The sequence below is a fragment of the Micromonospora sp. MP36 genome, from assembly GCF_008119785.1.
GTDB lineage: Bacteria > Actinomycetota > Actinomycetes > Mycobacteriales > Micromonosporaceae > Micromonospora.
Map to the genome: position 1 here is coordinate 1 of NZ_VSFA01000051.1, position 14,969 is coordinate 14,969.

Consider the following 14,969-nt stretch of genomic DNA (forward strand, 5'->3'; position numbering starts at 1 on the left):
CGCGCATTCACGCCCGGATCGCTGACCGGCGTCGGGATCATTTGCACCAGCTGACCACTCGGCTCGTCCGTGAGACCCAAACGGTCGCGATCGAAGACCTCAGCGTGCGCAACATGCTCCGCAACCGCCGCCTGGCCCGCGTCATCTCCGACGCGGCCTGGTCCGAGCTGCGGAGCATGCTGGAGTACAAAGCCCAGTGGTACGGGCGGAAGGTCATCCCCGTCAACCGGTGGCTGCCCACGTCCAAAACCTGCTCCGGGTGCGGTTGGATCAACACCACCCTCGCCCTCAACGAGCGCTCCTGGACGTGCCCGGGTTGCGGGGCCGAGCACGACCGGGACATCAACGCCGCCAAGAACATCCTCGCCGCCGGGCTGGCGGAGAGGTAAAACGCCTGTGGAGCTGACAGAAGACCTCAAGGGAAAATCCTCCCGGAAAGGCAGCCGGCAATGAAACAGGAAACCTCACGGGCGACCGTGAGAATCCCGGCCCCTTCAGGGCCGGGAGGATGTCAACGCTTCCGGTCAGCCGACTGAGCGAAGATACCGGCCGGCGGCGACGAAGTCCTCGATGAGCGCGCTCACGGCGTCGCGGTGCCGCCGCAACTCCTCATGGCTGTCCGCGTCCGGGATGGCACTCGTGCCCTCGATGATCTCGCCCGCCGCAGCGGTCAGCCGGACGTCGTCCAGCAGCAGGCGCAGGTGGTAGTAGGTGCGCCACAACGCGGTGCGGTGCGCGTAGAAGTCGTCGGCGGCGGCGATGGTCTTGTCCTTGCGGCGTTCCTCGCGGCGGTGCCAGAGGTCGTTTCCGGAGCGACGCAGCTCCGTCGCGGCTGCCGCGACGTCCCGGCACGCCACCAGCTGCTCCTGACGCAGCTGCTCCGTCCGGGCCTGGGCGTGGCGGCGGTCCGCACCCCGCTGCGCCAACCCGTGACTGACGATGGCACCGGCCAACGTGCCCAGCACCGCGATGACGCTCGTCCACACCGGCTGCATCCGTCGATCGGATCATGGCGGCCGGCCGCGGTCCAGACCGCACCGCTCTGGAAGACTTTCGCCCTCTGCTGTCTGCGGCCCGGTGTCATGCGTGGAGCGCCTGATGGATTTCCCTGAACCACTGACCGACGAGGCACTTGCCCAGATCGAGGAGCTTGCCGCGGCGGCGACTCCGGGACCCTGGCACGTACGTCTACTCGACGATGACGACGCCATGAATCTGGTCGCGGTCAGCACAGTCGCCGACACCGGACGCGGCGAACGCTGGCCAGATTTCGACCATTCCGAGATCGTCGCCGCCACCCTCGTGCAGCAACCGCGCTACGTCGATGTCGCGGACGAACGCTGGGACGAGAACGCGCTCTTCATCGCCAGCGCACGTCGTGACGTCCCTCGCCTCATCGCCGAGATCCGACGGCTCCGCCACCTGCTCGCCGAGGAACCGGGGTGTCACGGCTGTGGCGGGAGGTGACATCTCACCGCATCAACAACAGTCGCCGTCAATGATCGCCGAGATGTTCTTCGTCTGGAGCCGCTGTGCCAGCAGCGCGAGCTCAGTCCGGGTGCCCTCGATGCCGGTGGTGACCGCGCGTTGAGCGGCCGCCGTCGCCTCCGGTAACGAGGCGCCGGCTTCGCGGAACACCTTCAACAACGCCACCCGGCTGTGTGTCGGCGTTCCCTCGACGGTGAGGCGTGCCAGTCCACGCTGAGCGATCAAGGCCTCGCGGATTTCGGCGGGCGTGTCGTCCCAGCCGCACGTCACCCAGGCCGCACCGCAGTGGGGGCAGTGACACTCGTCGGCCCAGTGCAGCCGGTCACCGACGATGCGCTGCGTCAGCTCGCCGGTCAGCTCTGCCCCGCAATCGTCACACGGACGGGCGACGCTCACATCGTCGGAGATCATGGCTGCCCGGGTTGGGCGGAGCCGACAGGCCGGTGGGCGGGGCGGCTGGTCGACACTGAATCGGTCGTCACGAGTTCGGCGAGGAGGGGGCGCAGCCAGCTGGCGCCGACCATGGCGAGAGCCTCCTCGGCCAGGTGCAGCAGCCGCTGCCGGACCACGTCGCGCTCCTCCACCGAGAACATCCGGACACGCTACCGTCGGGCTGCGCTGGACCGACAGGTCGCGCCGCCGTGGGCGCGTGTCGGTCCGGAGATCGTCGCCTCGTCGAACGTAGCCGAGGTGTGTCCGGCGTGGCTCGAACGATTCAACGGAACCGGCGGCACGAGGGGCTGCTGGACCTGCGCCGTGGCCGGATCCGGCCATGATGGATGTCTTCACAGGAGGGACACGAACACGTAGCCTGCCTGAAACGATTCATGGCCGGAGGCAGGCGTGGCACCTCAGACTCCCGGATCCCCACTGCTCGCCAGGCGCCGGACGGCGCTGATCGTGGCGGCGGCGACCGTCGTGGCGACCGTCGTCGCCGGGGCCCCACCAGCCGTGGCCGCCCGCGGCCACGCCCCGGACGCCCCCACCGCGCTGACCGTCGACGACCGGACCCGCCCGCTCAACGTCGAGGGCGCCCCGCGCTTCGGCTGGCTGCCGCAGGACGCCGACCCGGGGGAGACCCAGACGGCCTACCGGATCACCGTCGGCGAGGTCGGCGGCGACCTGGTGTGGGACTCCGGCAAGGTCGCCTCCGACCAGCAGTCCTACGTGCCCTACGGCGGGCCCGCTCTGCGCGCCGGCGCGGCGTACCGGTGGACGGTGCGCACCTGGGACCGCACCGACCAGCCGTCCCCGCCCGCCACCGGCGTCTTCGAGACCGGCATCTCCGACAGCCAGTGGGAGGGCGCCGCCTGGATCCGCCGCACCACCACCGAGGCCGACGACTACACCCTTGCTCGCACCGAGGTGCGTCCCACCGCCAGCCCGGTGGTCCGGGCCCGCGCCTACACCGCCGCCGACCACACCTACGAGCTGTACCTCAACGGCATCCGCGCCGACCGGGGCACCTCCTTCGGCTACCCGGGCGAGGACTACTACCAGGCCGCGGACGTCACCGACCTGGTGACCGCCGGCGAGCCGTTGGCCATCGGCGTGCGCTACCACTGGTACGGCAGCGGCCAGGGTCGCCCCGCCGGCGCCCGTGGGCTGCTCATGAAGCTGGTGGTCGAGCACGCCGACGGCACCCCGGAGGTGTTCGTCACCGACGGATCGTGGCGGGTCGCCCGGGACACCCAGTTCGTCGCGAACGCCGAGCGCCGCAACGGCGAGGGCGACCGGGTCGAGCGGCAGGACGCCCGCGCCGAGGTGATCGGCTGGATGCGACCCGGCTACGACGACAGCGTTGCCCCGTTCACCGCCGCCGAGGTGGTCGGTCAGCATCCCCACGCCGCGTACCCGCACCTGATCGGGCAGGAGACCCGGCTGGCCGAGACCACGGTGGCCCCGGTCGCGCTGCGTACCGCCGGCGACGGCACGGTGGTCGCGGACTTCGGGGTGGTCATCCCGGCCCGCCCGGCCGTCCGGTTCGACGCCGGCGTGGCTGGTCGCACGGTCACCGTGCGGGCCGGCTACACCCTCACCGACACCGGCCGGGTCGCCACGTCCACCCTGCAGTCGCAGGGCACCAACATGAGCTTCCCGTACCTGCAGAAGGACGGCCCGCAGCAGTTCCGGGCCTTCACCCACCTCGGGTTCCGCTACCTGGAAATCCCGGACGCGGGTGAGGACATCGCGCTCGACGACGTTTCCGCAGTGGTGGTGCACACCGACGTGCCCGCCGGCGGGGAGGCCAGCTTCACCAGCTCGGACGCCACCCTCGACGCGGTGTGGACGATGATGAAGCGGTCCGCGCTCTATTCGGTGCAGGAGGGCTTCGTCGACACGCCCACTCGGGAGAAGGGGCAGTTCCTCGGCGACGCCGCCAACATCTCCTACGCCACGATGGGCGCCTTCGGCGAGCGCGACGCCACCCAGCAGGCCATCCGCGAGTTTCTCCGCTCCGCCGCCCGCTATTGGAACACCGGCAACGACCGGGGCCGCTACAACGCTGTCTACCCCAACGGCGACGGCAAGCGGGACATCCCCGACTACTCGCTGATGTTCGTCGACTGGGTGTGGCGGTACTGGACCGAGACCGGCGACCGGGCGTTGCTGGCCGAGGCGTACCCGGCGATCCGGGACACCGCTGACTACGTGCTGCGCCACATCCCGGCCACCGGCCCGACCGCCGGCCTGGTCACCGAACTGGCCGGCGGCAGCGGCGCCTACCGCTACGGCATCATCGACTGGCCGGAGCCCGGCCGGTTCGGGTACGACATGTCCGCCGCCGCCCGTACCACCATCAACGCCCAGGGCGTGGACGTGCTGCGCACCACCGCCCGGATGGCCGAGGCGCTCGGCCGGCCCGCCGCCGAGGTCGCCTCCTACGACGGCCAGGCCGCCGACCTCGCCGCGGCGATGAACGCCAAGCTGCGCCGCGCCGACGGCAGCTACGTCGACGGGTTGTCGGCCACCGGCGCGCAGAGCGGCCATGCCGGCCAGCACGCCACCTCGTACGCGATCGCCCACGGCGTGGCCCCGGAGGCCGACCTGCCGGCGCTCGCCGACCACCTCGCGGCGATGGGCATGAAGCAGGGACCGATGACCGCCCACTGGCTGCTGCGGGCGCTTGCCGACGCCGGCCGGCCCGACGCGGTGCTGCGGCTGATGACCAACCCCGACGACCTGGGCTGGGCGAACATCCTTGCCCAGGGCGGTACCTTCACCTGGGAGGCCTGGACCCTCGACGCGGGCACCAACTTCAGCCAGTCCCACGGCTGGGGCGCGCAGGCCGTGGTCGACGTGCAGGAGACGCTGCTCGGCGTCCGCACCGCCGCCCCGGGCGCCGCCGTGGTCGAGGTGGCGCCGCCCGCTGTCGGGCTCGACCACGCGTCCGGCGTGGTGCCCACCCAGCGCGGCGCGGTGCGGCTCGACTGGCGGCGTACCGGCGCCGGCCTGCTGGTCGACCTCGAGGTGCCGGTCAACGTCACCGCCCGGGTGGCGCTACCGCTCACCGACGGCAGGTCCTACCGGGCCGCCGGTCCGAGCAAGGCCACCTTCATCGGTATCGAGAACGGCCGCGTCGTGTTCGAGGTGGGCTCCGGCCGGTCCAGCTTCCGCCCGGTCGCCGAGTCGGCCGCCCAGCCCCGCTGACCCCCCGTTGCGGGCCGCCCACCGGCCCGCCCGTCCCCCCAACGACGTCGGTGCGGACCGCCGCACAGAAGGGCGAGAACCATGAAGCTCACGACGCGGCGCCGACCCGTGCTCACCGCGGTGGTCGCGCTGCTGCTCGGGCTGACCCCGGCGGTGGTGCCGGCCGGCCCGGCGGTCGCCGCCGCACCGGAGGCCCCTCAGCTGGCGGTGGCCGGCCTGACCACCGAGCGGGCGACCGACCCGGTCGGCCTCGACGTGGCGCAGCCCCGCCTCGGCTGGCGGATCGAATCCGCCGCCCGGGGCGTGCTCCAGGAGTCCTACCAGGTCCGCGTCGCCACCAGCCAGGCCCGCCTCGACGACGCCGACGTCTGGGACAGTGGCCGGGTCACCTCCCGGCGCAGCAGCCTCGTCCCGTACGCCGGCCCGGCGCTGCAACCGCGCACCCGCTACCTGTGGCAGGTCCGGGTGTGGGACACCGCGGGCCGCGCCTCCGGATGGAGCGCGCCCGCCTCGTGGGAGACCGGCGTCGGTGGCGCCGCGGGCTGGCGGGCCGACTGGATCGGGCTGCCCTCGCCCACCGAGTCGTGGCGGGACTACACCGTGCAGACCACGGTGCGGCTCGAGCGGGACGCGGCCGGGATCTACCTGCGCGCCCACGGCCCGACCAACGCCTACATGTGGCAGTTCTCCATCACCGGCGGCACCGCGAAGCTGCGCCCGCACGTGCGGGTCAACGGCGCCTGGACGGTGCTCAAGGAGGTGCCGCTCGGCGCGGTCGTGCCGGCCGACAAGCTGACCACCCCGCACACCCTGCGCATCACCTTGGCCGGCGACACCATCACCACCTGGGTCGACGGCACCCAGGTCGACGTCACCCGCGACACCCGGCACCAGGGCGGCTCGGTCGGCCTGCGCACCGACGGAGCGGAGACCGGCGTCTTCTCCGACTTCTCCGTGACCAGCGGCGAGGACACCCTCTTCGCGGCCGCGCTCACCGACGGCGAGAACCCGTTCGGCGGCGGCACCCTCACGTCGAGCGGGCTGCGGGTCACCGGCAGCACCGAGGCCATGCTCACCGCGCTGGACGCGAACCCGCTGCTGCGCCGGGGCTTCCGGGTCGACGGCGAGGTGGCCCGCGCCCGGATCTACGCCACCGCCCTCGGCGTCTACCAGCTGTCGGTCAACGGTCAGCGGGTCGGCGACCACGAGTTGGCGCCCGGCTGGACCGACTACGGCAAGCGGGTGCAGTACCAGACGTACGACGCGACCCGCCAGCTCCGCCAGGGCGACAACGCGCTCGGTGCCATGCTCGGTGACGGCTGGTACTCCGGCACCATCGCCTCCTTCGGCACCGACCACTACGGCTCCCGCCCGCACCTGGGCGCACAACTGGTCATCGACTACGCCGACGGGCGCACCGAGACCGTCCGCACCGACGGCTCCTGGCGCGCCACGCCCGGGCCGTTCCTGCTGAGCGACCTGATCCACGGCGAGACCTACGACGCGCGCCGGCTGCCGGCCGGCTGGGACCGGCCCGGCTTCGACGACGCCGGCTGGTCACCCGCCACCGTCGACGACCCCGGTGCGACCGGCCCGGTCGTCGCCCAGGCCGACCCGCCCGTGCGGGTGGTGCAGGAGCTGCCGGCCCGGGCGTTGACCCAGCCCACCCCCGGCACGTGGATCTTCGACCTCGGCCAGAACATGGTGGGCAAGGTGCGGCTGAAGGTCGACGGGCCGGCCGGCACCACCGTGCGGATCCGGCACGCCGAGGTGCTCAACCCCGACGGCACCGCCTACACCGCCAACCTGCGCTCGGCCCGGGCCACCGACCACTACACCCTGCGCGGCGGCGGCGCCGAGGTCTACGAGCCCACGTTCACCTTCCACGGCTTCCGCTACGTCGAGCTGACCGGCTACCCGGGCACCCCCGACCTGTCGACGGTCACCGGCCTGGTCATGCACACCGACGGGGAGCTGACCAGCGAGTTCGAGACCTCCAACGCGATGGTCAACCAGCTGCACAGCAACATCACCTGGGGGCAGCGCGGCAACTTCCTGTCCATCCCCACCGACACCCCCGCCCGCGACGAGCGGCTCGGCTGGACCGGCGACATCAACGTCTTCGCCGAGACCGCGACGTTCAACATGGACAGCCTGACGTTCCTCAGCAAGTGGCTGCAGGACCTGCGCGACGGCCAGTCGGCCAACGGGGCGTACCCGGACGTGGCGCCGCGCGCCTGCTGCGGCGACGGGGCGACCGGCTGGGGCGACGCCGGCATCACCGTCCCGTACACGCTCTGGCAGCGCTACGGGGACACCCGGGTGGTCGAGGAGCACTACGCGTCGATGGTGCGCTACGCGTCCTGGCTGCAGAGCACCAGCTCCGGCAACCGGCGCACCAACGCCGGCCCGTACCTCGACTGGCTGAACCTGGACGACCCGACGCCCGCCGGTGTCATCGGCACCGCCTACTACGCGCACAGCATCCGGTTGCTGGGGGAGATGGCCGCCGCCATCGGCCGGGACGCCGACGCGGCCCGCTACGCGGCGCTGGCCAAGAACATCGCCAAGGCCTTCGTCGACACGTACGTCGCCGCCGACGGCACCGTCCAGGGCGACAGCCAGACCGGGTACGTGCTGGCCATCGGCATGAACCTGCTGCCCGAGCCGCTGCGCGGCAAGGCCGCCGACAAGCTGGTGGACAACGTCCGCCGGCACGACTGGCACCTGTCCACCGGCTTCCTCGGCACCCCGGACCTGCTGCCGGCGCTCAGCGACACCGGCCACCTCGACGTCGCCTACCGGCTGCTGCTCAACGACACCTACCCGTCCTGGGGCTACGAGATCGCCAGGGGCGCGACCACGGTCTGGGAGCGGTGGAACTCGATCATGCCGGACGGCAGCTTCGGCGACGTGTCGATGAACTCGTTCAACCACTACGCCTACGGCGCCGTCGGTGACTGGATGTACCGCACCGTCGCCGGTATCCAGCCCGACTCCGGCAACCCCGGCTACACCCACCTCACCTTCGCGCCCCAGCCCGGCGGGGGCCTCACCTCGGCCCGCGCCTCGTACCGGGCGGCACAGGGCGTGATCGGCAGCGACTGGAACCGCGACGCCCGGGGTGACCTGCGGCTGAAGGTCACCGTCCCGGCGAACGTCACGGCGACCGTGCGCATCCCGGCACCCGGACGGCACGCGGTCACCGAGGGCGGCCGGCCGGCGGATCAGGCCGACAGCGTGCGGTTCGTCCGGATGGACGGCTCGACCGCCGTCTACGAGATCGGCTCCGGCTCCTACTCCTTCGCCGTCGACCGGGTGCTGGGCGACCTGGGCGACACCGCCGACACCGTGCAGGCGCTGTCGACGCTGACCGACGAGCGCGCCGACGACCTGGGCCGGCCGGTGGTCGCGCACCTGCGCGCCCAGCTCGGGAAGCTCGCCGACGAGACGACTGCGGCGCGGACCGCGTACCTGGCCGGCGACAGCGCTGCCGCCGTCGGCGAGGTGCACCACGCCCTGGCCACCGCGGCCGACCTGGACCGGTGGCTGCGTACCCAGGTCGGCGTCGGCCGGGTCGCCGCGGCCCACGCCGACCGGTTCACCGCGCTGCTCACTCAGGTCGACCAGCGGCTCTCCGCGGCGTCGTCGACCCTGGTCGGCGCGGTGGTCAAGCTCGACCTGCCGGTGGGGGAGCGGTTGCCCGGCGACGTCGTCCACGCCACCGTCGTCGTCACGAATGGCGGCAGCACACCGATGACCGGGGTGACCTCCACCCTCCGCGCGCCTGGCGGCTGGGCGGTGACGCCGGTCGGCGACCGCCCCGGCACCGTCGCCCCGGGCACCAGCGTCAGTCACCGCTACGACCTGCGGGTCCCCGCGGACCAGTCGCCGGCGTCGGTCTCCCTCGACGGGTCGGCCAGCTACCGACACCAGGACGGCACGGCCACCCTGCCCGTCGCCGGCACGATCACCACCGCACCCGCCGTGCTCATCGAGTCGGCCTCCGCCACCCCCACCGCCGTGACGCCCGGCGCCACCACGACGGTCAGCGCCGTGCTGCGCAACCGGGCCACCGTGCCGATGACCGGGCAGCTCACCACCACGGCCCCCGACGGCTGGCGGGTGCCCTCCGCCACCGCCCGGTACGACCTCGCACCTGGCGCGCAGACCACGGTGTCGACCGTCCTCACCGCACCGGTGGCGGTGACCGAAGGACCGGCCGCGATCACCGTGGCCACCGGCGACACCGACGCCGAACGGCGCGCACTCGCGGTCCCGGTCCGGTTCACCAACCCGCCGGCCGGCGCGTACGACCACGTCGACCTCGGCGACGCGGCGTCGGAACAGGCGCACCACCTGACCGCCTCGGCCCACTCGGGCACCAACACCGAGGCCGGGCTGACCCGCCGCTACACCAACGTCAGCTACCCCGACGGCTGGTTCGAGTTCGACCTCGCCGTCGCACCCGGCGCACCGTTCGTGCTGCGCGCCGTCGAGACGTACGACCAGGCGCAGCTGAAGGACTACGAGATCGTCGTCGACGGGGTGGTGGCGCACACCCGCTCCTTCCGGCGCACCGCGGGCGGGGCCGGCACGGTCAGCTACCAGTTCGTCGTCGACCTGCCCGACGCGACCCGCGACGGGGTGGTGCGGGTGCGCTTCCGCGACAGCGGCGACGGCTACGACCCGTCGATCGCCGACGTCTGGTCGGCACCCCTGCCCGCCGGCTCGCCGTCCTGACCGACATCGAGGAGTAGATCCCATGGCCCAGACACCACCGGTCCCGCCACAGGGGACCGAGCTCAGCCGCCGATCCCTGCTCGGTTGGGGCGTCGCCGGCGCGGGAGCCGTCGCGCTCGGCGCGGGCACCGCCGCGCCGGCGGCGGCCGCCCCGCCCCCGGGCGCCGGCGCCGGTCCCCTCTCGGTCGGCCGCCCCCGCACCGAGTACGCCGACCAGCTCCTCGGCACCGACGTCACGCAGCCCCGCTTCTCCTGGACCGGCACCGCCCCCGGCCACGGCACCACGCAGAGCGCGTACCAGGTGCTGGTGGCCACCCGCGCCGACCGGCTCACCCCGGACGCGGCCGACGTCTGGGACTCCGGCCGGGTGGCGTCCGCGCGCGCCGTCGGCGTGCCGTACGCCGGCCCGGCGCTGGCCCCGCGCACCCGCTACCACTGGACGGTGCGGCTGTGGGACGGCGCCGGCCGGGAGACCGGGTGGAGCACGCCGACCTGGTTCGAGACCGGTCTGCTAGACGAGGGCTTCGGCGCGGCGAAGTGGGTCGGCGCGCAGCCGGACGTCGCGCAGGCCCCGCTCGACTTCGCCGGGGCGTCGTGGATCTGGTCGCCCGGGGCCAGCGCCAGCAACGCCCCGGCCGGCACCCGCTGGTTCCGGGGCCGGCTCGCGGTGCCCGCCGGGGTCGAGATCGCCGCCGCGCACCTCGTCGTCACCGCCGACGACGACTACACCGCCTACCTCGACGGGCGGCAGGTGCTGTACGCGCCGCAGCAGAGCGATGGCTGGAAGAGCGCCGAGCTCGCCGACGTCACCGAACTGGCGCGCGCCGCCGCCGGGCGCGCGCTCACCCTGGCCGTGGTGGCCACCAACCGGCCCGGCCCGTCGGTGAACCCGGCCGGCCTGCTGGCCAAGCTGGTGCTGGTGACCGCCGCCGGGGAGCGGCTCGTGCTGGTCACCGACGGCGCCTGGCGCAGCACGGACACCGAGCAGCCGGGCTGGCAGGAGGCCGGGTACGACGACGCCGGCTGGGCCGGCGTGGCCGTGCTCGCCCCGTACGGGCAGGGGCCGTGGGGCGGCAACGTCACCGTGCCCCAGCCCCGGTCCCTGGACCTGGCCGGCACGTCGTGGGTCTGGGGTCCGGGCGCGACGGTGAACAACGCGCCGGCCGGCCCGCGCTGGTTCCGCGGCCGGCTGGCCCTGCCCGCGGGGCTCGACGTGACCTCCGCCCGGCTGATCATGAGCGCCGACGACGACTTCACCGCGTACCTGGCCGGCCGGCTCACGCTGTCGGCGCCCCAGCAGACCGACGGCTGGCGCACCGCCCGGGTCGCGGACGTCACCGAACTGGCCCGCCAGGCCGTCGGCGGTGACCTGGTGCTCGCCGCGATCGCCACCAACCGGCCCGGCGCGTCGGTCAACCCCGGCGGCCTCATCGCGAAGCTCGTCGTACGCACCGCAGACAGCCGGGAACTGGTGCTGGTCACCGACGCCGGCTGGCGGACCACCGGCACCGTCGAGTCCGGCTGGGAGCAGCCGGGCCACGACGACTCGGGCTGGACGCCGGTGGTGGTGCTCGCCCCGTACGGGCAGGGACCGTGGGGCAGCGGCGTCGAGCCGGCCGTGGAGGAGCGGCCCGCCCCGCTGCTGCGGTGCGCGTTCCGGCTGACCAAGCCGGTGGCCCGCGCTCGGCTGTACGCCAGCGGCCTCGCCTACCAGGTGCTGCACGTCAACGGCGAGCGGGTCGGCACCGCCGTGCTGGACCCCGGGTTCACCGACTACGACGACACCGTCCTGTACGTGACGCACGACGTCACCGACCTGCTCGCCGAGGGTCAGAACGTCCTCGGCGCCGAGCTGGGCCGCGGCTTCTACGGCATGACCACCCGCAACGTGTGGCGCTGGCAGCAGCCGCCCTGGCACGGCGAGCCCCGGCTGCTCGCCCGCCTCGTGGTGGAGCACCCGGACGGGTCGCGCACCGAGATCGTCAGCGACGACGCCTGGCGGATCACCGCCGGCCCCACCCTGTCCAACTCCCTGTACGCGGGGGAGACCTACGACGCCCGGCAGGAGCCGGCGGGCTGGTCGACGGCCGGGTTCGACGACTCCGGCTGGGATCGGGCCAGCGTGCTGGACGCCCCGGCCGGCGCCCTGCGCGCCCAGGAGCACGAGCCGATCCGGGTGGTCGAGTCCGTCGCCCCGGTCGCCCTCACCTCGCCGCGTGCCGGTGTCTGGGTGGCCGACTTCGGCCGCACCACCGCCGGCTGGGTGCGGCTGCGCGTCACCGCCCCGGCCGGCACCACGATCCGCATCCTCTACGGCGAGAAGCTGCGCGCCGACGGCACCGTCGAGGCGTCCAACGGCAACGTGCAGAGCGCCCGGTTCCAGCAGGACGAGTACGTCGCCCGGGGCGGCGGCGAGGAGGTGTGGGAGCCGCAGTTCTCGTACAAGGGCTTCCGCTACGTGCAGCTCGACGGGCTGCCCGCGGCGGCCACCACCGGCACCGTCACCATGCGGGTGGTGCACTCCGATGTCCGCGACGTCGGCGAGTTCCGGTGCAGCGAGCCACTGTTCGAGCAGTTCGAGCGGATGATGCGCCGTACGGTGCGCAACAACCTGCACGGCATCCCCACCGACACCCCGATGTACGAGAAGAACGGCTGGACCGGTGACGCGCAGGTGGCCGCGCCCACCATGGCGGGCCTGCTCGACCTGTCCCGGTTCTTCACCAAGTGGCTCGGCGACCTGCGCGACAGCCAGGTCTCCTCGGGGCAGGTGCCGGTGATCGTGCCCAGCGGCGGCTGGGGCTACCAGGAGCTCGCCCCGGCGCCGGAGTGGACGACGGTCTACCCGTTCGTGCTGCGCGAGATGCACCGCTGGTACGGCGACGACCGGTTGCTGCACCAGCACTGGCAGCCGGTGGTCGACTATCTGGAGTGGGAGCTGGGCCGGCTGCGCGACGGGCTGGCGGTGACCGCGCTCGGGGACTATCTGTCGCCGGGCACCGGCGGCAACCCGCCGGAGGACACCCGGCTCACCGCGACCGCGTACCTGCACCGGGCGCTGGTGGCCACGGCCGAGGTCGGCGAGCTGACCGGGCAGGACGCGCAGGCCGCCCGGTTCCGGACCGCCGCGGCCGGGCTTCGGAACCGGCTGAACGAGACGTTCCTCGACCGTACGCGCGGGCTGTACCGCACCGACCGGGACCCCGGCTACCGGCAGACCTCCAACGCGGTGCCGCTGGCGTTCGGGCTGGTGCCCGACGACCTGGTGGGGAGGGTGGTGGACAACCTGGTCGCCGACATCCGCGAGCGGGGCTGGCACCTCAACACCGGCTGCCTCGGCACCAGCGTCCTGCTGCCGGTGCTGACCGAGCACGGCCACGCCGACGTGGCGGCCCGGGTGGCCCGGCAGCGGACCTACCCGAGCTGGGGCTACTGGGTGGACAACGGCGCCGACACCATGTGGGAGATGTGGCCGACGTCCACCCGCTCGCGCCAGCACTACTTCCACGGCACGGTCGTGCAGTGGCTGTACGAGCACGTGGCCGGCCTGCGGGGTGTCGCCGACGGCTGGGCGCGCATCGTGGTGCGGCCGGACGCCCGCGTCGAGGTGTCCGCCGCGTCGGCGGCGGTGGAGACGGTCCGCGGCCGGGCGTCGTCGGCCTGGCGGCTCCAGGACGGCCAGTTCGAGCTGACCGTGCAGGTGCCGGTGGGGGCCACCGCCGAGGTGCACGTGCCCGCGGCACGGGCCGAGGACGTCGAGGCGTCACCGGGCGGGCTGGTGACCGCCCGGCGGATGGTGGGTGGCTACCTGGTGCACACGGTGGGCGCGGGCACCTGGCGGTTCGTCAGCAGTTCCGCGCCGACCGCCTGAGGACGGCGACGGCGCCGGTCGCGCGGGGGAGCGCGGGCCGGCGCCGTCGCGCGTGTGCGGGCCGGGTCAGCGCCGGGCGCGCCGGGTCTGCTCGCTGGAGCGGCGGACGACCAGCTCCGGCTGGAACACCACGTGCCGGTGCTGGTGCGTCTCGCCGGACTGCGCCTCCTCCAGCAGCAGCTGGGCCGCGGTGCGGCCGAGCTGCTCGCGGGGTTGCCGCACCGACGACAGCGGCACCGCCGCCGCGCCGGCGAACTCGATGTCGTCGTAGCCGACGATGGCCACGTCGGCGGGCACCCGCAGGCCGCGCGCGGTGACCTCCTGCAGCACGCCGAGCGCGATCAGGTCGTTGGCGCAGAAGACGGCGGTGGGCCGCTGCCGGGTGGGCAGGGCCAGCAGGTCCTCGGCGGCGCGGCGTCCGGCGGCGACGGTCAGGCTGCTGGTGGTCGCCACCCGCAGTTCGGCGCCGCCGCGCTCCTCCAGCGCGGCCGCGGCCCCGGCGTGCCGTTCGGCGACCTGGGCGATGGAGAACGGGCCGCCGAGGTACGCGATGCGGCGGTGGCCCTGGTCCAGCAGATGGTCCATGGCCAGCCGGCCGCCGAGCACGTCGTCGACGGCCACCGAGCAGCGGCTGGCCCGGCCCGAACCACGGTCGACGAGCACCACCGGGATGCCCCGGTCGATGAGCTTGTCCAGGTTGGGTTGGGGGCCGTGGCCGACCGGGGTGATGAGCACCCCACGGACCCGCTGCTCCTCCAGCAGCTCCAGGTGCCGGCGTTCCCGGGCGCTGTCCTCGCCGCTGTTGCACACGACGAGCATCGCGCCGGCCTCCTCGACCACCTGCTCGGCGCCGCGCACCACGTCGGTGAAGAACGGGTTGGCCACGTCCAGCACCACGATGGCGACGGTCCGGCTGTGCCCGGCGCGCAGCTGGCGGGCGGAGTCGTTGCGGACGTAGCCGAGTTCGGTGATGGCGTCGAGCACCCGCTGCCGGGTGGCGGGGGCGACCGTGTCGGGCCGGTTGAGCACGTTGCTCACCGTGCCGAGGGAAACGCCGGCGTGCCGGGCCACCTCCTTGATGTTCGCCGCTGCCATGGCTCCCCTGATGATCGGTGCGGTGGGTGGTTGCGGCCCGCGGTCGGGTGCGGGCGCCGCGGTCGCGATGCTGCCGCGGCCGTACGGGGCGCGCGGCCGGAACGGGCCGGCCGGGCGATGA

At 73.6% G+C, this 14,969-nt stretch carries 9 protein-coding genes; 5 read left to right on the top strand and 4 right to left on the bottom strand.

The genetic code is table 11. The features are described 5' to 3' along the window. On the top strand, nt 1–389 hold a 389-nt coding region (locus FXF52_RS26235), incomplete at its 5' end, for an RNA-guided endonuclease TnpB family protein (RefSeq protein ID WP_222870688.1). 135 nt (nt 390–524) lie between these two features. Here FXF52_RS26235 and FXF52_RS26240 read toward each other — a convergent pair. Then, nucleotides 525–995 carry a hypothetical protein gene (locus tag FXF52_RS26240; RefSeq protein ID WP_148801003.1) on the bottom strand — a complete coding sequence of 157 codons (471 nt, stop codon included), beginning with the start codon at nt 993–995 and terminating at the stop codon, nt 525–527. A 91-nt stretch (nt 996–1,086) separates the two neighbouring features. On the opposite strand from FXF52_RS26240, the gene FXF52_RS26245 reads away from it, so the two are divergent. Further along, entirely contained in the window at nt 1,087–1,467 is a 381-nt protein-coding gene (locus FXF52_RS26245) for a hypothetical protein (RefSeq protein WP_222870689.1), read from the top strand. 12 nt (nt 1,468–1,479) lie between these two features. On the opposite strand, the gene FXF52_RS26250 is transcribed toward FXF52_RS26245, so the two are convergent. Together FXF52_RS26250 and FXF52_RS26255 are read right to left on the bottom strand one after the other, a co-directional pair. Further along, a complete protein-coding gene (locus tag FXF52_RS26250; protein ID WP_148801004.1) occupies nt 1,480–1,899 on the bottom strand; it encodes a hypothetical protein in 420 nt (139 codons plus the stop codon). Beyond that, a complete protein-coding gene (locus FXF52_RS26255; protein ID WP_148801005.1) occupies nt 1,896–2,081 on the bottom strand; it encodes a hypothetical protein in 186 nt (61 codons plus the stop codon). Before FXF52_RS26255 ends, FXF52_RS26250 begins: the two co-directional genes overlap by 4 nt. Nucleotides 2,082–2,331: 250 nt before the next feature. On the opposite strand from FXF52_RS26255, the gene FXF52_RS26260 reads away from it, so the two are divergent. The 3 genes from FXF52_RS26260 (at nt 2,332) to FXF52_RS26270 (ending at nt 13,753) form a co-directional block, all read left to right on the top strand. Then, nucleotides 2,332–5,139, top strand: coding sequence for a family 78 glycoside hydrolase catalytic domain (locus FXF52_RS26260; RefSeq protein ID WP_222870690.1), 2,808 nt, complete (start codon nt 2,332–2,334; stop codon nt 5,137–5,139). Nucleotides 5,140–5,220: 81 nt separating this feature from the next. Further along, on the top strand, nt 5,221–9,882 hold the full coding sequence (locus tag FXF52_RS26265) for a family 78 glycoside hydrolase catalytic domain (protein ID WP_187413703.1): 4,662 nt from the start codon (nt 5,221–5,223) through the stop codon (nt 9,880–9,882). A 22-nt stretch (nt 9,883–9,904) separates the two neighbouring features. Beyond that, nucleotides 9,905–13,753 (top strand): family 78 glycoside hydrolase catalytic domain, encoded by a 3,849-nt coding sequence (locus FXF52_RS26270; RefSeq protein ID WP_222870691.1) that lies wholly within the window; start codon nt 9,905–9,907, stop codon nt 13,751–13,753. 66 nt (nt 13,754–13,819) lie between these two features. Here FXF52_RS26270 and FXF52_RS26275 read toward each other — a convergent pair whose 3' ends face one another. Continuing rightward, nucleotides 13,820–14,848, bottom strand: a complete 1,029-nt coding sequence (locus tag FXF52_RS26275) for a LacI family DNA-binding transcriptional regulator (RefSeq protein WP_148801006.1) — start codon at nt 14,846–14,848, stop codon at nt 13,820–13,822. Between the last annotated feature and the right edge of the window lie 121 nt (nt 14,849–14,969).